This is a genomic window from Streptacidiphilus alkalitolerans, assembly GCF_042511045.1.
Classification (GTDB): Bacteria; Actinomycetota; Actinomycetes; order Streptomycetales; family Streptomycetaceae; genus Streptacidiphilus; species Streptacidiphilus alkalitolerans.
Genome location: NZ_JBHEZX010000005.1, coordinates 498,127 through 521,519, shown reverse-complemented (window position 1 = coordinate 521,519; position 23,393 = coordinate 498,127). Strand labels below are relative to the sequence as shown.

The 23,393-nt window shown below is 70.4% G+C and carries 22 protein-coding genes; 9 read left to right on the top strand and 13 right to left on the bottom strand.

From position 1 onward, the window contains the following. The first annotated feature begins 39 nt into the window (after positions 1 to 39). Positions 40 to 702, top strand: coding sequence for a hypothetical protein (locus tag ACEZDG_RS14860; RefSeq protein WP_380508383.1), 663 nt, complete (start codon positions 40 to 42; stop codon positions 700 to 702). Positions 703 to 735: 33 nt separating this feature from the next. Here the strand turns inward: ACEZDG_RS14860 and nadE are convergent, their stop codons facing one another. The 4 genes from nadE to ACEZDG_RS14840 all read right to left on the bottom strand — a co-directional run bounded on the left by nadE (position 736) and on the right by ACEZDG_RS14840 (position 3,393). After that, positions 736 to 1,590: an ammonia-dependent NAD(+) synthetase gene (nadE, locus tag ACEZDG_RS14855; RefSeq protein WP_380508380.1), complete on the bottom strand. Its 855-nt coding sequence runs from the start codon at positions 1,588 to 1,590 to the stop codon at positions 736 to 738. Between the two features lie 37 nt (positions 1,591 to 1,627). Beyond that, positions 1,628 to 1,921, bottom strand: a complete 294-nt coding sequence (locus ACEZDG_RS14850; protein WP_380508378.1) for a hypothetical protein — start codon at positions 1,919 to 1,921, stop codon at positions 1,628 to 1,630. A gap of 108 nt (positions 1,922 to 2,029) precedes the next feature. Then, a complete protein-coding gene (locus tag ACEZDG_RS14845) occupies positions 2,030 to 2,353 on the bottom strand; it encodes a hypothetical protein (RefSeq protein WP_380508375.1) in 324 nt (107 codons plus the stop codon). Positions 2,354 to 2,394: 41 nt separating this feature from the next. Beyond that, positions 2,395 to 3,393 (bottom strand): helix-turn-helix transcriptional regulator, encoded by a 999-nt coding sequence (locus ACEZDG_RS14840; RefSeq protein WP_380508372.1) that lies wholly within the window; start codon positions 3,391 to 3,393, stop codon positions 2,395 to 2,397. A gap of 122 nt (positions 3,394 to 3,515) precedes the next feature. Between ACEZDG_RS14840 and ACEZDG_RS14835 the strand changes: the two genes are divergently transcribed. After that, complete coding sequence (locus ACEZDG_RS14835) at positions 3,516 to 4,349, top strand: NAD(P)H-binding protein (protein WP_380508369.1); 834 nt, start codon at positions 3,516 to 3,518, stop codon at positions 4,347 to 4,349. 4 nt (positions 4,350 to 4,353) lie between these two features. Here the strand turns inward: ACEZDG_RS14835 and dnaB are convergent, their stop codons facing one another. After that, positions 4,354 to 5,922, bottom strand: coding sequence for a replicative DNA helicase (dnaB, locus tag ACEZDG_RS14830; protein ID WP_380508366.1), 1,569 nt, complete (start codon positions 5,920 to 5,922; stop codon positions 4,354 to 4,356). A gap of 432 nt (positions 5,923 to 6,354) precedes the next feature. Between dnaB and ACEZDG_RS14825 the strand changes: the two genes are divergently transcribed. Continuing rightward, positions 6,355 to 7,674 carry an MATE family efflux transporter gene (locus ACEZDG_RS14825; protein ID WP_380508363.1) on the top strand — a complete coding sequence of 440 codons (1,320 nt, stop codon included), beginning with the start codon at positions 6,355 to 6,357 and terminating at the stop codon, positions 7,672 to 7,674. A 55-nt stretch (positions 7,675 to 7,729) separates the two neighbouring features. Here the strand turns inward: ACEZDG_RS14825 and ACEZDG_RS14820 are convergent, their stop codons facing one another. The 5 genes from ACEZDG_RS14820 to rpsF form a co-directional block, all read right to left on the bottom strand. Further along, the gene (locus tag ACEZDG_RS14820) at positions 7,730 to 9,043 is read right to left on the bottom strand and encodes a hypothetical protein (protein WP_380508360.1); all 1,314 of its coding nucleotides are present in this window, start codon (positions 9,041 to 9,043) and stop codon (positions 7,730 to 7,732) included. A 149-nt stretch (positions 9,044 to 9,192) separates the two neighbouring features. Then, positions 9,193 to 9,639, bottom strand: a complete 447-nt coding sequence (gene rplI / locus ACEZDG_RS14815; RefSeq protein WP_380508357.1) for a 50S ribosomal protein L9 — start codon at positions 9,637 to 9,639, stop codon at positions 9,193 to 9,195. A gap of 19 nt (positions 9,640 to 9,658) precedes the next feature. Beyond that, complete coding sequence (rpsR, locus tag ACEZDG_RS14810) at positions 9,659 to 9,895, bottom strand: 30S ribosomal protein S18 (protein WP_034089348.1); 237 nt, start codon at positions 9,893 to 9,895, stop codon at positions 9,659 to 9,661. Between the two features lie 127 nt (positions 9,896 to 10,022). After that, complete coding sequence (locus ACEZDG_RS14805) at positions 10,023 to 10,649, bottom strand: single-stranded DNA-binding protein (RefSeq protein WP_380508353.1); 627 nt, start codon at positions 10,647 to 10,649, stop codon at positions 10,023 to 10,025. A 116-nt stretch (positions 10,650 to 10,765) separates the two neighbouring features. Continuing rightward, positions 10,766 to 11,056 (bottom strand): 30S ribosomal protein S6, encoded by a 291-nt coding sequence (gene rpsF, locus ACEZDG_RS14800; protein ID WP_123498332.1) that lies wholly within the window; start codon positions 11,054 to 11,056, stop codon positions 10,766 to 10,768. Positions 11,057 to 11,383: 327 nt separating this feature from the next. Between rpsF and ACEZDG_RS14795 the strand changes: the two genes are divergently transcribed. From ACEZDG_RS14795 to ACEZDG_RS14785, 3 genes are all read left to right on the top strand, one after another. After that, a complete protein-coding gene (locus ACEZDG_RS14795) occupies positions 11,384 to 11,743 on the top strand; it encodes a hypothetical protein (protein ID WP_380508348.1) in 360 nt (119 codons plus the stop codon). Positions 11,744 to 11,877: 134 nt separating this feature from the next. Beyond that, a complete protein-coding gene (locus tag ACEZDG_RS14790) occupies positions 11,878 to 12,996 on the top strand; it encodes a lipid II:glycine glycyltransferase FemX (RefSeq protein ID WP_380508345.1) in 1,119 nt (372 codons plus the stop codon). Positions 12,997 to 13,050: 54 nt separating this feature from the next. Continuing rightward, the gene (locus ACEZDG_RS14785; RefSeq protein ID WP_380508342.1) at positions 13,051 to 14,085 is read left to right on the top strand and encodes an alanine racemase; all 1,035 of its coding nucleotides are present in this window, start codon (positions 13,051 to 13,053) and stop codon (positions 14,083 to 14,085) included. A 61-nt stretch (positions 14,086 to 14,146) separates the two neighbouring features. Here ACEZDG_RS14785 and ACEZDG_RS14780 read toward each other — a convergent pair whose 3' ends face one another. The 3 genes from ACEZDG_RS14780 to ACEZDG_RS14770 form a co-directional block, all read right to left on the bottom strand. Then, positions 14,147 to 15,436: a BRO-N domain-containing protein gene (locus ACEZDG_RS14780; RefSeq protein ID WP_380508339.1), complete on the bottom strand. Its 1,290-nt coding sequence runs from the start codon at positions 15,434 to 15,436 to the stop codon at positions 14,147 to 14,149. A gap of 427 nt (positions 15,437 to 15,863) precedes the next feature. Beyond that, positions 15,864 to 17,414: a glycosyltransferase family 87 protein gene (locus ACEZDG_RS14775; protein ID WP_380508336.1), complete on the bottom strand. Its 1,551-nt coding sequence runs from the start codon at positions 17,412 to 17,414 to the stop codon at positions 15,864 to 15,866. 138 nt (positions 17,415 to 17,552) lie between these two features. After that, complete coding sequence (locus ACEZDG_RS14770; protein WP_380508333.1) at positions 17,553 to 20,093, bottom strand: transglycosylase domain-containing protein; 2,541 nt, start codon at positions 20,091 to 20,093, stop codon at positions 17,553 to 17,555. A 411-nt stretch (positions 20,094 to 20,504) separates the two neighbouring features. Between ACEZDG_RS14770 and ACEZDG_RS14765 the strand changes: the two genes are divergently transcribed. The 3 genes from ACEZDG_RS14765 (at position 20,505) to ACEZDG_RS14755 (ending at position 23,333) form a co-directional block, all read left to right on the top strand. Then, positions 20,505 to 21,188, top strand: coding sequence for a PadR family transcriptional regulator (locus ACEZDG_RS14765; RefSeq protein WP_380508330.1), 684 nt, complete (start codon positions 20,505 to 20,507; stop codon positions 21,186 to 21,188). A gap of 102 nt (positions 21,189 to 21,290) precedes the next feature. Beyond that, complete coding sequence (locus ACEZDG_RS14760) at positions 21,291 to 22,373, top strand: inositol-3-phosphate synthase (protein ID WP_380508327.1); 1,083 nt, start codon at positions 21,291 to 21,293, stop codon at positions 22,371 to 22,373. Between the two features lie 651 nt (positions 22,374 to 23,024). Further along, entirely contained in the window at positions 23,025 to 23,333 is a 309-nt protein-coding gene (locus tag ACEZDG_RS14755; RefSeq protein WP_380508324.1) for a helix-turn-helix domain-containing protein, read from the top strand. Positions 23,334 to 23,393: the final 60 nt, after the last annotated feature.

Sequence of the window (23,393 nt, the reverse complement as noted above, 5' to 3'; positions counted from 1 at the left end):
GGGTGGACACGGTGCGGGGGCCGGTCCATGGTGGTCGCCATGCCGTCACTGCGGACCGCTCCCGCTCCCGTTCTCGTTCCCGCCCCCGTCCACCGCCCGGCCCGCCCCGCCCCGGCGGACGAACGGGGCCGTCTGCTCGACCGGTTCAACGCCGCTGTGCGGGTGCCCGCCGCGCACGGCGGTGTGGCGTGCCTCCCGCCGCTCCTGGACGCTCTCGCTCTCGCCGAGGGAGGGGCCGAACCCGACGGGGCGCGCTGGATCGTGGACAGCAACGCCCGTCTGAACGCGGCAGCGATGATGCGCCGCTGCTTTCCGGACCCGGAGATCCACGAGGTGGCCTCGGAGTACGGAGCCGCGGCCTACCGCCGGGGCTGGCTCCGGCTCGACCGGACGCTGCCGGTCCAGCAGCACACCCATGTGGTCGAGACCGCCGAAACCTGGGTGGAGGAGGACGACCGCACGCTCGACCAGGTTCTCCAGACCTACGGCCGGCCCTCGGTGACCTTCGGTGACCCGGACCCGTGCCTTCCCAAGACCCTCGGTTATGCCTCCGCCGACCACGACATCCCGCTGGCGGTCTTCCACTTCGCCCAGGCAGCGGACACGCCCTCCGCGCGTCTGCTGGCCTTCCGCGCGGGAGAGGGCCCCTTCGGCGCGCGTATGGCATTCACCCCGTTCGGCTGGACGGCGGGCGAAGACTGACGGGCGAAGACCAGGGTCTGTCCGTCTGTCCCGTCACTGGGAAGGATCGTGCCGCCACCAGTCGTCGAGCGGGGTGACCGGAACGGTCCGCTTGTGGCGGGTCGCCAGGTAGACCGACTCCACCTTCGCCGCCAACTCCGGGGTGACGTCGGCGCCTTCCAGGTAGTCGTCGAGCTGGGTGTACGTCAGGCCGAGTGCCACCTCGTCCGGCAGCGCGGGCCGGTCGTCCTCCAGGTCGGCGGTCGGCACCTTCTGCCAGACGCTCGGCGGTGCGCCCAATTCCTGTAGTAGGGCTGCTCCTTGACGCTTGGTCAGGCCGGTCAGCGGGGTGAGGTCGGCGCCGCCGTCGCCGTACTTGGTGAAGAACCCGGTCACCGCCTCGGCCGCGTGGTCGGTGCCCACGACGAGCAGGTTCAGCTGCCCGGCGATCGAGTACTGGATCACCATGCGTTCGCGGGCCTTGATGTTGCCGCGCACGAAGTCCCGCAGCGCGGGGGCCTCGCCCAGCAGCTCCCGCAGGCCGAGCGCCGACTCGGCGGCGACGGCGTCCGCGCTCGGCTTGACGTTCACCTCGATCGACCGGTCCGGCCGGATGAACCCCAGCGCGATCTGCGCGTCGTCCTCGTCCGCCTGCACGCCGTAGGGCAGCCGCACCGCGACGAAGACGGCCTCGTGTCCCTCGGCCCGCAGCTCCTCGGCGGCGAGCTGGCACAACCTGCCGGCCAGCGTGCTGTCCTGGCCGCCGCTGATCCCCAGCACAAAGCCCTTGGCCGGGGTCGACCGCAGATAGTCCTTGAGGAAGTCGACCCGTTGCCGGATCTCGTCCTTGGGCACAGTGGTCGTCTTGACGCCGAGCTCAGCGAGGATCCGCTCCCGTAGGTTTGCCATCCAGGTACTGTACTGGCCGTCACCGCATCACAGCACGTCAACCGCCGGTGGGCGGCGCTTCGCCGTCCCGCCCCTCCTCGCCGGCAGCGGCCGGGCCGAGGACGAACGGTGAGCCCTGGGCCGCAGGGTCCCACCCCCGGCAACGCGCCGCGCGGATGCTCGCGGCGACGTCCGCGGGCCGAACCGGGCCCGACGGCAGGCCGAGCCAATTGCCCGGGTGCGCGCGGCCCGTCTCCACGACCAGCGTCGTCCCGGGACGGATCTCCGCCTCCACCGCGTAGCTCTGCGGGCCCCATCCGTTGCCCTGGCAGTAGGTGGGCTTCCTCCGCACCCGCCACCTGTAGGCGACTCCCTCCACGATGATCCGGCGGGATCCTCTACGAACCAGCGCCACCGTGATGTTCCTACCGATCCGCAGGTTCCGTGGGGCCAGTGGCAGCTACCAGACCACGACGCCGGCACCGACCTCGCGTGCGCGGCGCGCAGCGTCTTCGATGTGGGCCAGGCGCGCAGAGACCGTCCCGACGGTGGCCCGGTGCGGGTCGACGCCGCCCGCGACGGTCTCCAGGTTCGCGCGCAGGAGGGCGCATTCGCGCTGGAAGCGCTCGACCTCGCCGGGCTCGACATACAGGTCGCCAGTGGCGAGGGCCGGAAAGAACTCGGCCCCGAGCGCCTGGACCCGGTCCGAGCCCCACACGCTGTGCCGCCACGACTCGAACCCCGCGAGGTCGCTCGAACCCTCCGGGACCTCGAGCACCTCCATGCCGCCTCCCGGGGTCGTGATGTAGACATCCACGCTCAAGCTCACCCGCGCATTGAAGCATCCGCCGCGCCACCCGGACCAGCGGATACCGAGGGCGGCCCGGCAGCCCGCACCAGGCGCTCGCCCAGGGCACGGACGTGCTCCCGCAGCTCGGGCGGGTCGAGTACCTCGAAGTCGATTCCGGTCAGCGCGGCTTGGACCGCGAGGGCCTCCAGGGTCTCGGCGCCGGTGTGGTGGAGGCATGAGGTCGCATCACGTGGCTCGAGCCTTCCCGCGGCGGGTGATGCCGTCCTTGCGACGGTGACGGTCTCGAGCGGGGCGTGGAACAGGATCGTGGCCCGGTACAGGCGGGAGCTCGGGGCGATGGCGTCGGAGACGAAGGCGGCGGCGTCGCCGCCCGGTTCGGGGCGCGGGCTGAACCGCGCGCCCGGCTGGACGCCGCCGTCGATGCGGTCGACACGGAACGCGCGCCACTCGTCGCGGTCCAGGTCGAAGGCCAGCAGGTACCAGTCGCGGCCGCCGCGGACCAGGCGGTACGGCTCGACCCGGCAAGGTTCGCCGCCGTAGCGCAGGCGCACGCCTTCGTGGGCGCGGCAGGCGGCGGTCAGCGCGGCGAGCAGGCCCGCGTCGACGGTGGGGCACTGGCCGGGCAGCAGCAGGAGCGCGGAGCCGAGGCCGGCGACGCGGTGCCGGAGCCGCGAGGGCAGCAACTGCTCGATCTTCCCCAGCGCCCGCAGCGACGGCTCCTCGACCCCTGACACCCAGCCCGCAGCCGCGGCCCGCAACCCGACCGCGACCGCGACGGCCTCCTCGTCCCCCAGCAGCAGCGGGGGCAGGGCCCCGCCGACGCCGAGGCGATAGCCGCCCGCGGTACCGGAAGTGGAGTCGATGGGGTAGCCGAGATCGCGCAGCCGGTCCACGTCGCGGCGGACGGTGCGCGTGGTGACGCCCAGCCGCTGCGCCAACTCCCGTCCCTGCCAGTCGAGCTGGGACTGGAGCAGCGACAGCAGGCCCAGCAGCCGGGCCGAGGTCCGGACCATGAGGGAAGCCTCCCAGAATTCGTCTCCCGTTGAGGACGGAAACTGTCCTCGATCCTGCCTAGCGTCTACCGCACCGGGCCCGCAGCCGCGGGCCGCCTGGTCACAGCCATGGAGGAGCAGTCATGATCCTGGTCACCGGAGCCAACGGGAACGTCGGCCGCCTGGTACTGCGTCAGCTGATCGCCGACGGGCGCACCGTGCGCGCACTGTCCCGGAACCCGGAGCAGGCCCAATGGCCGGACCTGGCCGAGGTCGCCCCGGGCGACCTGGCCGATCCCGCGTCTCTGCGCACGGCGCTGGACGGCGTCGAGGCCGCCTACCTCTTCCCGGCCCCCGGCACGGGCCCCGGATTCGTCGCCGCGGCCGAGGCCGCCGGGGTGCGCCGGGTGGTGCTGCTCTCCTCCGGCGCGGTCGAGGACCGCACCGACCCCCCGACCGATCCGATCGCCCTCTACCACTGGGAGATCGAGCAGGCGCTGCGCTCCTCGGACCTCGCCTGGACCATCCTGCGCCCGGAGGTCTTCGCCGCCAACTCGCTGCAGTGGGCCGCCCAGACCAGGGCCGGTGACGAGATCCGCGGCGCCTACGCCGACGCCGCCGCGACGCCGATCCACGAGGCCGACATCGCCGCGTGCGCCGTCGCCGCACTGACCGGGCCCGGCCACAGCGGTGCCGTCCACCACCTCACCGGACCGCAGTCGCTGACCCACGCCGACCAGGCCCGCATCATCGGCGAGGTCCTGGGCCGCCCCGTCCGCTACCTCGAACTGCCCCCCGCGACGGCGCGCGAGCAGCTGGCGCCGTACGTCCCGGCCCCGATCCTGGACAGCATCCTCACGCTCTGGGCCGAGTCCGTGGGCAACCCCCGGCCGGTCACCGACGCCGTCGCGAAGATCACCGGCCGCACCCCCCGCAGCTACGCCGACTGGGTCAGCGACCACGCCGGGGAGTTCTGACCAGTCAGCTCTGGGCCATGTCCACGAAGCGGGAGTAGTGGCCCTGGAAGGCGACGGTGATGGTGGCGGTGGGGCCGTTGCGGTGCTTGGCGACGATGAGGTCGGCCTCGCCGGCGCGGGGGGACTCCTTTTCGTAGGCGTCCTCGCGGTGCAGCAGAATGACCATGTCGGCATCCTGTTCGATCGAACCTGATTCGCGGAGGTCCGAGACCATCGGCCTTTTGTCGGTTCGCTGTTCGGGGCCACGGTTCAGCTGGGACAGGGCGATGACCGGGAGTTCCAGTTCCTTGGCCAGCAGCTTGAGGTTTCGGGACATCTCGGAGACCTCCTGCTGCCGGCTCTCCGGCCGCCTCGCGCCGCCGCCGGTCATCAGCTGGAGGTAGTCGATGACCACCAGCCGCAGATCGTTGCGCTGCTTGAGGCGGCGGCACTTGGCGCGGATCTCCATCATCGACAGGTTGGGGGAGTCGTCGATGTAGAGCGGGGCGTCGTTCAGCTCGGGCATCCGCCGGGCGAGCCGGGTCCAGTCCTCGTCGGTCATATTGCCCGACCGCATATGGTGCAGCGCGACCCGTGCCTCCGCCGAGAGCAGGCGCATCGCGATCTCGTTGCGCCCCATCTCCAGCGAGAAGAAGACACTCGGAATCTTGTGCTTCACCGAGCAGGAACGGGCGAAGTCGAGGGCCAGCGTCGACTTGCCCATCGCGGGTCGTGCGGCGACGACGATCATCTGGCCCGGGTGCAGGCCGTTGGTCAGCGAGTCGAGGTCGGCGAAGCCGGTGGGGACGCCGGACATCTGGCCGCTGCGGGAGCCGATGGACTCGATCTCGTCGAGGGCGCCCTCCATGATGTCGCCGAGCGGGGCGTAGTCCTCGTTGGTGCGCTGCTCGGTGACGGCGTAGATCTCGGCCTGGGCCGCGTTGACGATCTCGTCGACGTCGCCCTCGGCGGCGTATCCCATCTGGGCGATCCGGGTGCCGGCCTCGACCAGGCGGCGCAGCACCGCGCGCTCGTGGACGATCTCCGCGTAGTACTCGGCGTTGGCCGCGGTGGGGACGGAGTTGACCAGGGTGTGCAGGTAGGAGGGGCCGCCGACGCGGGTGATCTCACCGCGTTTGACCAGCTCGCTGGCCACCGTGATCGGGTCGGCGGGTTCACCGCGCGCGTAGAGGTCGAGGATGGCGCTGTGGATCAGCTCGTGCGCGGGCCGGTAGTAGTCGGCGGGCTTGATCACCTCGACCACGTCGGCGATGGCGTCCTTGGACAGCAGCATGCCGCCCAGCACCGACTGCTCGGCGGCGAGGTCCTGCGGGGGGACCCGCTCGTACGAGGAGTCGCCGCCGCCCTGCTTGCTGTCCTTGCCCGCGTTGGCGTAGGAGGAACGGTCCGCCTGGTTCCCGCCGAAGCCGCCGCCCTGGCCGTCCCGCCGGCCGCCGCCCTGACCGCCGCCCTTGCCCTTGCCGAAGGGCAGCCGGTCACCGGGCCCGTCGTTCGGCGACGGCGGAGGGGGCCACTCGTCGTCGGGCGGCGGGATGTCGTGGTCGCCATGGTCGTCGTACTGCACGTCGCTCATCGGGACCCCCTCGTCGTTCCTTGCGCGGGATCCGGAACGGACATGCGCGTCACCCTCTTCTATACGGCACCCCACTGACACGGGGCGCCAGCGCGCAGGTGCGGCGCGTCGGCAGAGCGACCACGCTAAGGGCGGAGCAGCCCATCGGCCAAGATGGTTATCCACAGGCCATGTGGATGACGGGCCGGTTGCTGTGGAGAACTGACCCCAAGCTGTGCACGGGTCGGGGGACAGTCTGTGGATAACCCGAAGATCTTTACGGCGTCAACACGCTGACCTGCAGTGATCTCATCCACTGCCTGTGTGTGAGAAAAATTTAACGCCCAGCGTGAAGATCACGACCCGAGGTGTACGTTCGGCTACCCGGAGCACATGCGAGTAATACTCCAACCCGGTTGGCAGTCATTACCTGTGGATGACTACGGTAGACCCATGCGATCGACCTCCCGCACCGCCCGGCACGACCGGGAGATCCTCGTCCTCGCCCTCCCCGCCTTCGGCGCCCTGATCGCCGAGCCGCTGTTCCTGATGGCCGACTCGGCCATCGTCGGCCACCTCGGCACCGCCCAGCTGGCCGGGCTCGGCGTCGCCGCCGCGCTGCTCACCACGCTGGTCAACGTCTTCGTCTTCCTCGCCTACGCCACCACCGCCGCGGTGGCCCGCAGGGTCGGCTCCGGCGACCGCCGGGCCGCCGTGCAGCAGGGCATCGACGGCATCTGGCTGGCGCTGGTCCTGTCCGTCCCGGTGGTGCTGGCCGCCCTGCTGCTTGCCCCGGAGCTGATCGGGGTGTTCGGCGCGTCCCCGACCGCCACCCCCTACGCCGTCACCTACCTGCGGATCAGCGCCCTGGGCATCCCCGCGATGCTGATCGTCCTGGCCGCCACCGGGGTGCTCCGCGGACTGCAGGACACCCGCACCCCGCTGGTGGTGGCGGTGGCCGGGTTCAGCGCCAACCTGGCCCTCAACCTGGTCCTGGTCTACGGCGTGCACCTGGGCATCGCCGGATCGGCCCTGGGCACGGTGCTGGCGCAGTGGGGCATGGCCGCCGCCTACCTGGGCGTCGTGGTCCGGGGAGCCCGCAGGACCGGGGCCAGGCTGCGGCCGGACCCGGACGGGATAAAGGCGTGCGCCACCGCCGGCACCCCGCTGCTGATCCGCACCCTCAGCCTGCGCGCCGTGCTGCTGATCGCCACCGCGGTCGCCGCCAGGCTCGGCAACACGGCGATGGCGGCGGAGCAGATCGCGATGTCCCTGTGGAGCTTCCTGGCCTTCGCCCTGGACGCCATCGCCATCGCGGGACAGGCCATCATCGGCCGCTACCTGGGCGCGGAGGACCGGGCCGGCGCCCGCGACGCGACCCGGCGGATGGTGCAGTGGGGGATCGGCGCCGGCGTCGTCCTGGGCGGGCTGCTGCTGCTCGCCCGCCCGCTCTACCTGCCGCTGTTCACCTCCGACCCGGCGGTGCAGCGGCAGTTGGGCTCGGTGCTGCTGATCGCCGCGCTGGGCCAGCCGGTCTGCGGCGTGGTCTTCGTCCTGGACGGGGTGCTGATGGGCGCCGGCGACGGCCCCTACCTGGCCTGGGCCATGGTCGCCACGCTGGCCGCGTACGCGCCGGTCGCGCTGACCGTCGGCAGCGGCAGCCTGAACGCGCTGTGGGGCGCGATCACCCTGTGCATGGTGGTCCGGCTGCTCTTCCTCACCCTGCGCGCCCGCACCGGCGCCTGGCTGGTAACCGGCGCGGTACGAGCCTGAGCGGAGGGGGCCTTGAGCGGCGGCCCTGCAGCGCGGCGCGGGCTGTGACGGGGGGTCAGCGGAGGCTGCGCTCGTAGAAGACGGACTGCTGCAACGGTCGTCCGCCCATCCCCCGGTACGGGGCCTCGGCCGCCCGGTCACCCGGCGGCACCCTGCGGCCACGCAGCGTCGCGTAGCCGCCCGCCCCCAGGTTCCGGTACAACTCCCGCGCCAGCAGCGTGGAGTAACCCCGCCGCTGCCACTGCGGGGCCGTCCCCGAGGCCACCAGCACCGCCTCGGCGCCACGCCGGCGCCCCTGCGTCTGCTGCTGCGCCTGCCCCCAGGGCCGGGCCGGCCCCTGCTGCGCGGCGGGCCGCAGGCCGCGCCGCAGCAGCGGCGCGGTTCGGGCCTGCAGTCCCTGCAGGGCCTGCCATGCCTGCAAGGTCGGCCGGCCCTGCGGAGCACCCGCACCGCCGGGGTGCACGGACGGGTCGGGGACCGCCAGCAGGAAGGACACCGGCTCGCCCGCCCTGGTCAGGTACAGCAGCAGGTCCGGATCCAGCGCCGCCCGGCCCGCGAGGTCCGCGTAGTCGACGAAGTCGGCGAAGTCCGCGGCGGACACCTCGCCACCCCGCTCGGCCCGCTCGACCCGCTCGACCCGTGCCGGCTGCCCCGGCGCGGGGTTCCGCTCCGGCGCGGGGTTCAGGATGCCGAGCAGCCGCGGCAGCACCCGGCGCAGCGCCCGCCGCCGGCCCCGGTGCACCACCAGCCGCTCGTCCTGGATCCGCCGCTCGTCGAAGGCGAAGGCCTTCTCCGGCGGCAGCCGCCCGGGGTCATCCAGGCCCTCGCAGAGCCAGGTCTGTCCGGGCCAGCGCGGGCTGAAGCCGTGGCGTGCGTACGCGGCGGCGTAGTGGGCCGGGTTCCAGCCGCCGTCGCTGCAGCCGCGCAGGTCGAAGCCGGAGGTGAGCACCCCGGGGGACCGGTCCGGCAGCAGCGCCGCCGGGCCGAGCAGCAGGTCGCAGCCGCTGACGGTGGCGGCCTGCTCGGCCAGGTCGAGCAGTTCCTTGGCCGGGTCGTCGCCGTCGACGTCCATCGCGGCGCGGTCGGCGAACTCGGTGAGGCCGAACAGCTGGACCGGGCGGCCGAGCCTGCGGTCCAGGTCGGTGTTGCGGTGCAGGCAGGTGCGGCCGACCACCCGGCCGCCGCCGTCCCGGGCGAGGTAGAGGTCGACCGGGCCGTAGCGGCGCTGCGGCCCGGTGCCCCGGTACCAGGCCTGGATCCGCTGCTCGGGGACGGGGACGTACAGCTCGGGCGGGTGCAGTCGCAGCGGGAGGTCGCAGAACTCCCGCAGCTCGGCCGGGTTGGTCACCTTGCTGACCCGGATGACCATCGTTGTACTCCCCCAGATAAGTTACCGACCGGTAGAAGACTCATCGTGCGCGCCCGCCGCGCCCCGCGAATGCGCACGCGTACTCAACTACGCCTGAGTACGCCGAAAAGGCCGGCCCCCGAAGGGACCGGCCTTTCCTGCGACCTGCGTCAGGCAGCGACGACGTCGACGTTGATCTTGGCGACCACGTCGGACAGCAGCTTGACGGTGACGGTGTGCGCACCGGTGGTCTTGATCGGCGAACCGATCTCGACCCGGCGCTTGTCCACGAGCGGACCGTCGACGGCCTTGATGGCCGCGACGACGTCGCTCGGGGTGACGGAGCCGAAGAGCCGGCCCGCGTCGCCCGCACGCACGGCGAGCTTGACGGTCAGGCTCTCGAGCTTGCCCTTGACCTCGTTGGCCTGCTCGAGGGTCTGGATCTCGTGGATCTTGCGGGCGCGACGGATCGCGTCCACATCCTTCTGGCCGCCCTTGGTCCAGCGGATGGCGAAGCCACGCGGAACCAGGTAGTTGCGGGCGTAACCGTCCTTGACCTCGACGATTTCGCCGGCGGTCCCGAGGCCCGAGACCTCGTTCGTGAGGATGATCTTCATTGTTCGGTCACCCTCCTATTCAGCGAGCGGTCGAGGTGTAGGGCAGCAGAGCGACCTCGCGGCTGTTCTTCACAGCCGTGGCCACGTCGCGCTGGTGCTGGGTGCAGTTGCCGGTGACCCGGCGGGCGCGGATCTTCCCACGGTCGGAGATGAACTTGCGGAGCAAGTTCGTGTCCTTGTAGTCGACGTAGGAGATCTTGTCCTTGCAGAAGACGCAAACCTTCTTCTTAGGCTTGCGTACAGGCGGCTTCGCCATCATGTACTCCAACTGGTGTTCACGATCCGGCCGTTGTTCGCACAACAGCCGGGTCGCACGGGATCAAGTCTGAGTGGGCGTCACCCCGGAGGGATCGGCCCGGCACACTGCTGTCGTCCGGGAAGGACTAGAACGGGGGCTCGTCGGAGAAGCCGCCGCCGCCGGCCGGGGCACCCCAGCCGCCGCCGGAGCCGCCCTGCTGTCCGCCGGACGCCGGGGCGCTGGACGCCCAGGGGTCGTCGGACGGGCCGGACTGGCCGCCGCCGGAGTTCTGCGAACCCCAGCCACCGCCGTTCCCGCCCTGCTGGCCGCCACCGCCGAAGCCTCCACCGCCGCCGCCACCGGCGTTGCCGCCGAAGCCACCGCCCGGAGCTCCCTGACCGCCGGACCGCTGGGCCTTGGTGACCTTCGCGGTGGCGCGGAGCAGGGACGGGCCGACCTCGTCGACCTCGACCTCGTAGACGGTCCGCTTCTCGCCCTCCTTGGTGTCGTACGTGCGCTGACGCAGACGGCCCTGGACGATGACGCGCATACCGCGCTGCAGCGTCTCAGCGCAGTTCTCCGCCGGCTGACGCCAGACGTTGCACGTGAGGAAGAGGCTCTCGCCGTCCTTCCACTCGTTGGTCTGGCGGTCGAACGTACGAGGAGTGGACGCGATGCGGAACTTCGCGACGGCCGCACCCGAAGGCGTGAAACGCAGCTCGGGGTCGTCGACAAGGTTGCCGACAAGGGTGATGACGGTGTCGCCTGCCATGGTGGTGTTCGACCTCTCGGTGGGAGCGGTTCCGTATCTGCAGTGCTCACCGCGACGACCGTACGGACGGCCGGGCGGTGCAGTGCCTCACAGGACGTGCGGCACTTGGGAGAGCCTCAGTGGGTGTCCGGGCGGAGCACCTTGGTGCGGAGGACCTGCTCGCTCAGGTTGAGCTGCCGGTCGAGCTCCTTGACGACCGCAGGCTCAGCCTTGAGGTCGATCACCGAGTAGATGCCCTCGGACTTCTTGTTGATCTCGTACGACAGGCGACGACGGCCCCAGGTGTCGACCTTCTCCACATTGCCGCCGCCGGTGCGGACGACATTGAGGAAGTTCTCGATCAGGGGGGAGACAGCGCGCTCCTCGACCTCAGGGTCGAGGATCACCATGACCTCGTAATGACGCATGTGGAACCCACCTCCTCTGGACTCAGCGGCCACGGTATTTCCGTGGCAGGAGGGTTTTTTGAACGCGTCGCAACGGTAGCGGTCGGCACTGACAATCGAGCTGGGCGAGCCTCGGGCAGTGCACGGGTCGCGGCAGAAGAGCCGCGCCACACCGGTGCAGACGGTCCAGCCTACAGGTACCCGAATGGGGTCTTGAAATCCACCCCCCGATCGACGCAATGTGTATACATCGGGTAGCGGCGTCCGCTACAGTCCGCCACCATCCCGAGGCCGTACGGCCGACCCCGGCCGCCGGTCCCGACGATCCTCCTTAAGGAGGCGGGTCAGATGGCTCACTCGTTCGGTTCCTCACAGTCCCAGGGACAGGTCCCCTCCCCGCTGCCGTCCCTTGCCCCGATGTCCCCCTACGGTCCGGGCCTGCAGCGCCACAGCGACGGCGTGAAGTCGCACCCGCTGCAGGACTCGCTCGCGGCGGTCACCGTGATCCTCGGTGCCATCGCGGTCGCCACCTGCATGTTCCGCGGGCTGCACCTGGTCGCCTCCTGGACCGGCCTGGCCGGGATCCTCACCGCGGCGGTCGGCCAGTACATCTCGGTGACCACCGCCGAGCGCTTCCTCTTCGTCTGCGCCGGGGTCGCGGCGGCGGCCGGGCTCGGCATCGGCCTCGCCCACGGCGGCCTCTACTGACCTCCCCGGGCCGCCGCTGACCTCCGGCGGCGGCGACGCACCGACGGTCGGCGGCGACATCCCTATGGGGGTGCTCCACCTGGGCAGTAGAGTTCGCGTCTGACGCGAACTGAAGCCCGAGGAGCACCCCCACCATGAGCCTGCGCCTGAGGACCATCAGCCGGGAGGAGCACCTGGCCTTCGTCCGGACCCTGCCCTCCGCGAGCCATATGCAGGTCCCCTCCTGGGGTGACGTCAAGGCCGAGTGGCGCTCGGAGAGCATCGGCTGGTTCGACGACCGCGGCGCCGTGGTCGGCGCCGGCCTGGTGCTGTACCGGCAGATCCCCAAGCTCAAGCGCTATCTCGCCTATCTGCCCGAGGGCCCGGTCATCGACTGGTTCGACCCGAACCTGGACCGCTGGCTGCAGCCGATGCTGGACCACCTCAAATCGCAGGGCGCGTTCACCGTGAAGATGGGCCCGCCGGTGATAATCCGCCGCTGGCAGGCCGAGACGATCAAGAGCGCCATCGCCGGCAAGGAGGCCAAGCGGCTCCGCGACGTCGAGGCCGACTGGTACGAGCCGCGCGCCATCGACACCGCCGACCGGCTGCGCCGGATGGGCTGGCAGCAGGGCGAGGACGGCGGGGCCGGCTTCGGCGACGTCCAGCCGCGCTACGTCTACCAGGTGCCGCTGGCCAACCGCTCGCTGGACGACGTGCTCAAGGGCTTCAACCAGCTGTGGCGCCGCAACATCAAGAAGGCCGAGAAGGCCGGGGTCGAGATCGTCCAGGGCGGCTACGACGACCTGCCGGTGTTCCACCAGCTCTATCTGGAGACCGCCGAGCGGGACCACTTCATCCCCCGGCCGCTCTCCTACTTCCAGCGCCAGTGGAAGGCCCTGACCAGCGAGGACCCCAACCGGATGCGCCTGTACCTGGCGTACCACGAGGGCGACGCGCTGGCCGGCACCACCATGATCACGGTCGGTGAGCACGTCTGGTACTCCTACGGCGCGTCCACCGTGCACAAGCGCGAGGTGCAGCCCAACAACGCCATCCAGTGGCGGATGCTGCGCGACGCCTACGCGCTCGGCGCGACCGTCTACGACCTGCGCGGCATCAGCGACACCCTGGACGAGGACGACCACCTGTTCGGGCTGATCCGCTTCAAGGTCGGCACCGGCGGGCAGGCGGCCGAGTACCTCGGCGAGTGGGACTTCCCGCTCAACAAGCTGCTGCACAAGGCACTCGACATGTACATGAATCGCCGCTAGACCCCCTCCCCGGCCCGTATCCCACCTCGCAGCACGGAAGGCATCCCACCTCTCATGGCGCTCACCCTGTACGTGGACACCCCTCGCTGGCGTGCCCACCAGCGCTCCGTCGTGGACGCCTTCCCCGGCCTGGTGCCGGTGGCGAAGGGCAACGGCTACGGCTTCCGCAACCTGCGGCTCGCCGAGGAGGCGGTCCGGCTCGGCGCGGACGTGCTGGCCGTGGGCACCTCCTACGAGGCCGCCGAGCTCAAGGACTACTTCGGCAAGGACCTGATCGTCCTCACCCCGTACCGGATCCGCGAGGACACCGTGCCGCTGCCGCAGCGGGTGATCCGCACCGTCGGCTCGATCGAGGGCGTGCGCGGCCTGGTCGGCGGGCGCGTGATCATCGAGTGCATGACCAGCATGCGGCGGCACGGGGTCTCCCCCGAGGACCTCGGCAAGCTGCGGGCCGCGATCGACGACGTCCGGGTCGAGGGCTTCGCCGTGCACCTGCCGATGGACCGGCCGGAGGGGGTCGACCCGCTGGCCGAGACCGCCGCCTGGGTGGACCGGCTGCGCGCGGCCGGGCTGCCGCTGCGGCGGATGTTCGTCAGCCATCTGACCTCGCAGGAGGTGGCCGAGCTGACCCGGCGCTACCCGGACGTGCACTTCCGGGCCCGGATCGGCACCCAGCTGTGGCTGGGCGACCACGGCGCGATCGAGAGCAGGGGCACGGTGATGGACGTGCACCCGATGGCCAAGGGCGACCGCTACGGCTACCGGCAGCACCGGGCCAGCGCCGACGGCCACCTGCTGGTCGTCGCCGGCGGAACGGCCCACGGAGTGGGCCTGGAGGCCCCCAAGAACCTCACCGGCCTCACCCCCCGCGCCAAGAACCTGGCCCGGGCCGGGCTCGCCACCCTGAACCGCACGCCCTCCCCGTTCAGCTGGAGCGGCAGCAAGCTGGCCTTCGCCGAGCCGCCGCACATGCAGGCCTCGCTGCTGTGGCTGCCCGGCGAGGTGCAGCCCCCGCAGCCCGGCGAGGAGCTGAAGGCGACGCTGCGGCACACCACCACGCTGTTCGACCGGATCGCCGACCGGGACTGACCCGGGCCGAGCCGTACCGCTGCGGGGACCGTGGGCGCGGACCACGGTCCCCGCGGCGTTCTCAGGCGAACACATAGACCGGACACCCCGCCCCCGGGGTGAGCCCGACCTGGTGGATGCAGCCGTGCCGGCGCAGATGGCCCAGGCAGCGGTGCACCCGGTTCGGCGCGATCCCCAGCCGCGCGCCGATGCGCTCCCCCGAGGCGACGAGCTCCCCGTGGATCAGCATCTCCGGGATGATGTACGCGGCCACCGCCCACACCTCCTCCGAGGCCTCGAACCGCGCCTGCCAGTCGGCCAGGATCTCCGGCGCGGAGGGCGGCGGCTGGGCCGCCGGCGGCGCGGCCACGGCTCCCGGCCCCTGCTGCCGCCCCGACAGCGGCCCCGGCTTCGCCAGCAGCGCCGCCAGGGCCTCGGTGAACCTGCTCTGGGTCTCGCTCATCCGGTCGAGCATCCGCTCCTGCCGCTCCTCCGACCGCTGCACGAAGGAGAGGAACTCGGCGAGCGGGAACGGCTCGACCGGAACGGCGGGGGGCGGGGAGTCGACGATGACCGTCCGCACCCCCGGAAGCTCGTAGCACCCCTCGCGCTGGATGGTGGCGACGACATCGGAGACCCACCGCTTGAACGGGGCCGCTTCGGGCTTGGTGGAAGCGTTCACCAGTGCGATCAGACCCCGGAGATTCACCACGACGCTGTTCCGCTGCCACGTCCTACCTGCGGGAACGCTGAGGGTGTAACGCCCAGTTACACCCTCGAGGACGTCTCGGTCGGCTGCTTGTACATGATCTGCGACTGTTTTTCTAGAGTTCAGGTAGCCCAGATTTCTGCAGACGTCCGCCGCGGGGAACCAGTGCGTCCCGTCCGGCATGGTCAGCCGCCGGATCCGGGCCCCGGTCGCCGCGTGCACGAAGTCGCTGATCTCGATCGCGTCCTCCGGGGCGGCCGGGAGCGCGGCCCGGTCCGGCTGCCGCATGACCGTCGCCCGGAGCCAGGGCGCGAACGCCGCCGCGCCCGCCCCCGCCGGGGCGCCGAGCAGCGCCTCCACCCCGCGCCGGCTCAGCAGCGGGAGCGTCCCGTCCCAGGTCGGCTGGTTGGGGACGGGCATCCGGTGCAGTGCGCAGAGGCTGCCGAGCGTGGTCCGCATCGACTCCGGGACGTGGTCGGCCAGGGCCTCCTGGACGTCGGCCAGGCCGAGGCCCTTGCAGATGTCGGCGGCCGGGAACCACCAGCGGCCGTCGGGCAGGGTGAGCCGGCGGACGAAGCCGCCGGAGGACTTGTGGGCGAAGCTCTCCAACTCGATGTCGCGGCGGGGCGCGGACTCGGGCGGAGCGGAACTGTCCTGGTGCATGGGTGGATCCCCCTGGGTGTGCGGGGTCGCCGGGGCAGCCCGCGGCCCGCGACGTCGGGGCGGCGGGCAGCAGGCAGCGGAGAGCGGGCGACGGACGTCAGGCGGCGGGCAGCGTGAAGCGACCGGAAGCAGGCAACGGCAGAGGGAACGGCGGAACTGGACGCGCGGGCCGTCGGGCCGGAAGCGCAGGAATACGGCGGCGGGTCGGTCCTCACCGCGCCGGATGCACACATAGTAGCCCGACGGACACGCTGGGCAAGCGGAGCGGTCGGACTTCACCCGCGAGGGTGAAGTCCCGACAAATCGCCCCCTTCACCCTCGTACATATGCCCGTCAACTCGCCCACGGCAGAGCCTTCTTGGCCCGGCATGGCACCGGCCTGTGGATAACTTCTTATCCACAGGCCGGTGCTCACTTATCCACAGGCTCAACCAGGCTCAGAATCCGCGTACTTGAGGCCAGCAGGCTCCTCGTCGAGGATCGCAAAAACATCATCCGCCCTGTCCAGGACCCCTCCTGACGGGTCGTCACTCCCGTCCCAGCGGACCACGTCACACTCCGGCGTCAGGACGTCACGGATGACCATTACACACAGGTAGAGCAGCCCCAGGATGTGGACAACGATCGCCCCGTGGTACCAGTCCGCCGGCAGGCCCTTCTGGTGCGGGCTGGTGGAGTAGGCGAAGTAGTACCAGATACCGAAGAAGTAGAGGACCTCGCAGGCCTGCCAGACCAGGAAGTCCCGCCAGCGCGGACGCGCCAGCGCGGCCAGCGGGACCAGCCACAGCACGTACTGCGGGGAGTAGACCTTGTTGGTGAGGGTGAACGCGGCGATCATCAGGAAGGCCAGCTGGGCCAGCCGCGGCCGGCGCTGCGCCCCCAGCGCCAGCCAGGCGATCCCCAGGCCGCAGAGGGCCATCAGCAGCAGGACCACGGTGTCGACGGTGGTGGTCGACCAGGTGATCACCCCGTTCTGGGAGAGGATCAGCCAGAACGAGCCGTAGTCGATCTTCCGGGTCGCGTTGTAGGTCCAGAAGGTGGCCCAGCCGTGGAAGTTGAGCAGCATGAACGGGAGGTTGACCACCAGCCAGGCCGCGATCCCGGCCCCGAGCGCCTCCCCGAAGGCCCGCATCCGCCCGGCCCGCCAGCACAGCAGCAGCAGCGGCAGCAGCAGGAGCAGCGGGTAGAACTTCGCCGAGGCGGCCAGGCCGAGCAGCGCTCCGGCCCAGGCCGTCCTGCGGTTGGCCCAGCAGGCCAGGGCGAGCGCGGTGAGCGCGACCGCCAGCAGGTCCCAGTTGACGGTGGAGTCCAGCAGCAGCACCGGCGCCAGCGCGAACAGCAGCGCGTCCCAGGGGCGCCGCCGGTGGGTGCGCATCACCGCGATCACCGCGACGACCGCGCAGATCATCAGCAGGCCCGAGTTGAGCAGCCAGTAGACCTGCTCCCGGTGCACATCGCTGCCGGAGGGGGTCAGCCAGGCGGCGAACCACATCAGCAGCCCGGTGAGCACCGGGTACTCCAGGTACTGCATGTTGGCGTTGGCCGGGTCGCTCGCGCCGGGGATCCGGTCCAGGTACGGCACCGAGCCGATGGAGAAGCCGCGCAGCGAGAACATGTGCGGGATGTCGCTGTAGCAGGCGTGGTCGTACTGGGCGGTGGTGCCGAAGAACCAGCCGCTGTTGTAGCAGGGGACCTTCTGCACCATGCCCAGCGCGAAGAGGATGATCGTGCACACCGCGAGGACCCGCGCGGCGGTCCACCAGTTGACGCCGAGCAGGGCGTGGCGGCCGGGGGCGCCGCCGAGGACCTCGCTGCCCTCGGCGGCGACCGGGTCCTCGTCGGCGGGGACCACGACGGTGTCCTCGGCGGGGGGCGGGGGAAGGGTCAGCACGGCCGGCCGGACCTCCGGTACGCCCGGGTCGGCACCCGGGTGGGCAGGGGGCTGCTCCGCTGCCTCGTCACGCTCGCTCGACGTCATGCCGGACATCCTGCCGCACGTCCCGGTGCGAGCACCGGGCACCCGGCGGGTTCGCCGGAAATGGCCGCGGCCCCGGCGCGGGCCCGCCCCTGGGGGCGGGTCGCGTGCCGGGGCCGCGCCGGGTGCGGCGGCAGCGGGTCAGCCGTGGCCGCCGGTGCCGCCGGACGTCACCCCGCCTCTGGTCCTGGTGGAGGTCGCGGTACTGGTGGCCGACGCCGTGTCGCAGTTCTGCACCACCGGGATGCACGGCTGGGTCGGCATGCCGGTGGGCGTGTTGCCGGCCGTGGGCGTCTGGGTGGCCGTGGGCGTCTGCGTCGCCGTGGGCGGCGCGGTGGCGGTGGCCGTGGCGGTCGCCGTCGGGGTGGGCGTCGGGGTCGGCGCCCCGGACTCGTTGGCGCCCTTGGGCAGGCTGGGCGCGGGCGGGAAGCTGACCACGGGCAGGCCCTTCAGGGCGTCGGTCATGTACAGGGTCCACACCTCGGTCGGCAGCTTTCCACCGTAGAAGGTGGTCTGCTGGCCGGTGCCGGTGCCGATCATGCTCAGCAGGCCCGCCTTGTTCGGGTCCTCGCGGAACATCCCGATCGCGGTCGCCAGCTGCGGGGTGTAGCCGTTGAACCAGGCCGACTTGTAGTCGTCGGTGGTACCGGTCTTGCCGGCCGCGGGCCGGTCCAGCGCCCGGGCCGCGGTACCGGTGCCATAGGTGACCACGTCCTGGAGCATGCTGTTGACGGTGTTGGCGGTCGACGCGCTCATCGCCTGCACCGACTTGATCTTGGCCAGGACCGGGGTCGTCACACCGATGCCGGTCCGCTGGACCGACTGCACCGAGTAGGGGTCGTGCGAGATCCCGCCGTTGGCGAAGGCCGCGTAGACGTTCGCCATCCGGATCGCGCTCGGGGTGGAGGTGCCGATGAAGAAGCCGGCCGTGTCACCGGTGAGGATGCTGGGGTCGAGCCCCAGCTTGATGGCCATGTTCCGGACGTTGGCGTAGCCGACGTCCTCACCCAGCTGCACGTACGAGGTGTTGACCGAGTTCGCCATGGCCTTGCGCAGGGTGATGAACCCGGGGTGGGCGGTGTCGTCGTTCTTCTGCTTGAACAGCGAGCCGTCCTTGTTGGTGAGCAGCTGCCCCTGCTGGTTCTTGATGGTGATCAGGTCGTTGCCGTTGAACTTGCTGTCCGGGGTGATCGGTGAGGGATCCGCCCCCGGGGTGAGCACGGCTCCGTCCTCCAGGGCGGCGGCCATCACGATCGGTTTGAAGGTCGAGCCGACCGGCACGCCGGAGCTGTTGGCGTTGTTGACCGAGTGGCCCTTGTCCGCGCCGGGTCCGCCGTAGATGGCGACGATGGCGCCGGTCCTGGGGTCGACCGAGGCCGCGCCGGTCTGGAAGTAGGTGTCGGTCTTCGGGCGCTTCTTCGGGTCGATGTGCTCCGCGTCCACCTGGTTCACCGCGGAGGTCAGGGCCTGGACCTTCTTCTTGTTGAAGGTGGTGCAGACCTTGAAGCCGCCGGCGGCGAAGTCGGCGTCGGTCACCTTGGGGGTGCTGTGCGCCTCGACGTAGTTGGTGGCGGTGTCGACCATGTAGCCGACCTGCCCGTTCAGCGTGGCGTTCCTGACCCAGGGGGCCGGCATCGGGAACTTGTCCGGGGTGTACTGGGCCCGGTCGGCGGCGGTCATCCAGTTGTTGGCCACCATCCGATTCAGTACGTAGTTCCACCGGGCCAGGGCCGCCGCCTGGACGCCCTTGTCGGTGGCGACGTCCTGGTAGTAGCTGGGCTGGTTCACCGTCGCGGCGATGAAGGCGCCCTGGGAGACCGTCAGCTGCGAGGCGTGCTCGTGGTAGTACGCCTCGGCGGCGGCCTCGATGCCGTTGGCGCCGCGCCCGTAGTAGTTGCCGTTCAGGTACCCCTCGAGGACCTGGTCCTTGGTGTAGTAGCCCTCGCCGATCTTCGTGGAGATGATGATCTCCTGGAACTTCCGGCTCAGGGTCTGCTCGCTGTTGCCCAGCACGCTCTCCTTCACCCACTGCTGGGTGATGGTCGAGCCGGACTGGATCTGGCCGCCGGTGGCCATGTTCTTGATGGCGCGCAGGATGCTCTTGGGGTCGATGCCCGAGTTGGTCTCGAAGGTCTCGTCCTCGGCGGCCATGAAGTCGTGCTGGACCGCCATCGGCACGTCCTGGAGCTTGACGTTCTGCCGGTTGACGGTGCCGGTCGTGGCCATCACCGTCTTGCAGTCGTCCCAGTAGAAGATGTTGTTCTGCAGTTCCGAGGTCGGGTTGGGCTGCGGCACCTTGGTGGTGGCGTAGGCGTAGCCGACCAGGCCCACGATGCCCACGAAGGCGATCAGCGCGCCACTGAGGATCTGCTTGATCGAGGGCACCCAGCGCCGTACGCCGGTCTTGCCCCAGCGCGGGTAGTCGAGGAAACGCTTCGGCCGGGATCCGGCCGGACCGCCGCCTGCCGGGCCGCCCTTGGCCTGGACTCCCTTGCGCATCTCGGCGCGGGTCAGCCGGGGCTCGGCGGGCAGGCCCTGCTGCTGGCCAGGCGCACCGCCCTGGGGGCGGGCGGTCCGGCGCGGGGGAGGGCCGCCCTGCGGGCCGGACGGCGCCTGGGGGCCGCGGCCTCCGGCGGGAGTGCTCCCGGGGCTCGACTGCTGTTTGCGCCGATGTTCGCTCATGCTTCCAGCTGCTCCTCGGACAGGCCGCAGGGCCTGAAGGCGGTGGTCCACTTCCGATTCGCCCCAGGGCCCTGCTGGCCCTGTACGCGAGTCCCCCGGGGTACCGGCCGACGAGGCCGCACTGCACCAGGGACCACGACGCCCCAGCCGCCCCATCGGTTCCCGGCTCTTTGCATAGGCGACAGAGTACGCAGCAATCCAAGACCGCTTATGGGGCGTCAGCTATCAATTACGGACATAACCACCGCAGATACTTAAGAAACCGTTGGCTCCCGACCCATCTGTGATCGCCTTCACGCAATCGCCCCTTGCTTGTGACGCACCTGCGGCATATCGTCTCGATGTATCGACTCGATACATCGAGTCGGCATAACAGCGGACGGCAGCAGCGGCGGAGGGAGGCGGCAGGGCATGAGCAGACGTTCCGGGATCCTGGAGTTCGCCGTCCTCGGCCTGCTCCACGACGCCCCGATGCACGGCTACGAACTGCGCAAACGTCTCAACGTGCTGCTTGGTTCCTTTCGCGCCTTCTCCTACGGCACGCTCTACCCCTGCCTCAAGGGCCTGGTCGCCCAGGGCTCCCTGATCGAGGACAACCCCGACACGGAGTACATCCCGGCCACCGCGCTCAACGGCAAGCGCTCGAAGATCGTCTACCGGCTCACCCCGGAAGGCAAGCAGCGCTTCGAGGAACTGCTCGCCGACTCCGGCCCGGACGCCTGGGAGGACGAGCACTTCGGTGTGCACTTCGCCTTCTTCGGCCAGACCGACCGGGCCGTGCGGATGCGGGTGCTGGAAGGCCGCCGCAGCCGGCTCGAGGAGCGGATGGAGCGGATGCGCACCTCGCTGGCGCGGACCAGGGAGCGCCTCGACGGCTACACCCTGGAACTGCAGCGGCACGGCCTGGAGTCGGTCGAGCGCGAGGTCCGCTGGCTCAACGAGCTGATCGAGACCGAGCGGGCCAACCGCACCGGCCGCGACGCCGCGCCACCCGGCCCCGAGCGGGCCCCACAGATTTCGGACGACAGGGACCGGCCCGCGGACAATGCCGCAACGCCGCCCGACCGCCCGGGGCGCTCCACCCAGGAGCGCTGACCACAGCGCGGACCGCGCACGCGGGCGGTCGGGGGACTGCCGGCACCACATTGACGTAACGCACTGGCGTTTCCATCACGATCACAAGAGGGAGCAACCGGAATGAGTTCGGTTCGCGTAGCCATCGTAGGTGTGGGCAACTGCGCCGCCTCGCTTGTCCAGGGCGTCGAGTACTACAAGGACGCAGACCCGAACAGCCGCGTGCCCGGCCTCATGCACGTGCAGTTCGGTGACTACCACGTCCGCGACGTGGAGTTCCACGCCGCCTTCGACGTCGACGCCAAGAAGGTCGGCCTCGACCTGGCCGACGCCATCGGCGCCAGCGAGAACAACACCATCAAGATCTGCGACGTGCCCGCCTCCGGTGTCACCGTCCAGCGCGGCCACACCCTGGACGGCCTCGGCAAGTACTACCGCGAGACCATCGAGGAGTCCTCCGAGGAGGCCGTCGACGTGGTCCAGGTCCTGAAGGACCGCAAGATCGACGTCCTGGTCTGCTACCTGCCGGTCGGCTCCGAGGCCGCGGCGAAGTTCTACGCCCAGTGCGCCATCGACGCCAAGGTCGCCTTCGTCAACGCCCTCCCGGTCTTCATCGCCGGCACCAAGGAGTGGGCCGACAAGTTCACCGAGGCCGGTGTCCCGATCGTCGGCGACGACATCAAGTCCCAGGTCGGCGCGACCATCACGCACCGCGTGATGGCGAAGCTGTTCGAGGACCGCGGTGTCCTGCTGGAGCGCACCCTGCAGCTGAACGTCGGCGGCAACATGGACTTCAAGAACATGCTGGAGCGCGACCGCCTGGAGTCCAAGAAGATCTCCAAGACCCAGTCGGTCACCTCGCAGATCGTGGACCGCGACCTGGGCGCCCGCAACGTCCACATCGGCCCGTCGGACTACGTGCCGTGGCTGGACGACCGCAAGTGGGCCTACGTCCGCCTCGAGGGCCGTGCCTTCGGCGACGTGCCGCTGAACCTGGAGTACAAGCTCGAGGTGTGGGACTCCCCGAACTCGGCCGGCGTCATCATCGACGCGGTCCGCGCGGCGAAGATCGCCAAGGACCGCGGCATCGGCGGCCCCATCCTCAGCGCCTCGAGCTACCTGATGAAGTCCCCGCCGGTGCAGTACTTCGACGACGAGGCCCGCGACAACGTGGAGAAGTTCATCCGCGGCGAGGTCGACCACTGAGTTGACCTGCGAAAATAGCAGGCTTGGACAAAGCACAACGAGGGGCCCGCATGAGTTGACCATGCGGGCCCCTCGTTGGTATTCGTTGGCATAAATGGGCTTGGGAGAGTCTCCCAAGCATGATCGTCTCCCAGATTTCTCCCCGACGTCGGATCAGGCGGGCTTGCCGAGACGCCCAGGCCGGTACGGAATGCCGCGCTCCCGGGCCCGGGCATAACGGCGCTCCTCGAACGTCAACACGCAGACAGCACACAGCAAGACGGGACGAAGCGTTCCGTCCGGTGCGGGCATAGACGCGATCTCAGCCGCCCACCGGAAATTCTGACAGGACGTGCACACACCGGCCTGCACCCACACGTAGCTGGCCAGGATCTCGTGCGGCGGCGGCCCCAGAAGGTCACCGGGATCAGCGACCGCACGCGAGTGCGGGGTGTCCGGCAACCATGCGGGACGCCGAGCCGCCGATCTCTCGGGGCCGCTGGGCATGATCGCGCCTTTCTCGCCGAGAGCCACCTGGCGGGGCCATTCGCCCCCTTCAGTCGAACATGCGTGCGATGGTAACGCTCCCAGGCCGTACCTTCGTTCCATGATCACAAAAAGCACGATTTCCGGGGCTGACATGACAGCTCCCGGTGATCAAGAGTTTTTGAGATGCACCGTGACGATCGCAAGCGGCTGGCGGATCGCCGTCAGGCCCTTGGTGAGCGAATCAAAATTCTGCGTGCATACCGCAACTTCTCGCAAGACGACCTGATCCGCGAGAGCGGCGTCGGCCGCAACACCATCCAACGCACCGAGGCAGGCGAAACGAGCATGCGCCTCACCCAGGTCTGGAAGCTGGCCGACGGACTCAGAGTGCCCGTGACCTGGCTACTGTCCGATGACTGGACCTGGCCCACCCGGGGTGGCGCGGGGGGTGGCGAATGGCCCGACGAAGCGCCACCAAAACGCTACCCCTGACCACCATGTGAATCTTCTGTGATCCGGCGCAAGAGGGCGCGTACCCACGGCGTGCGTGCC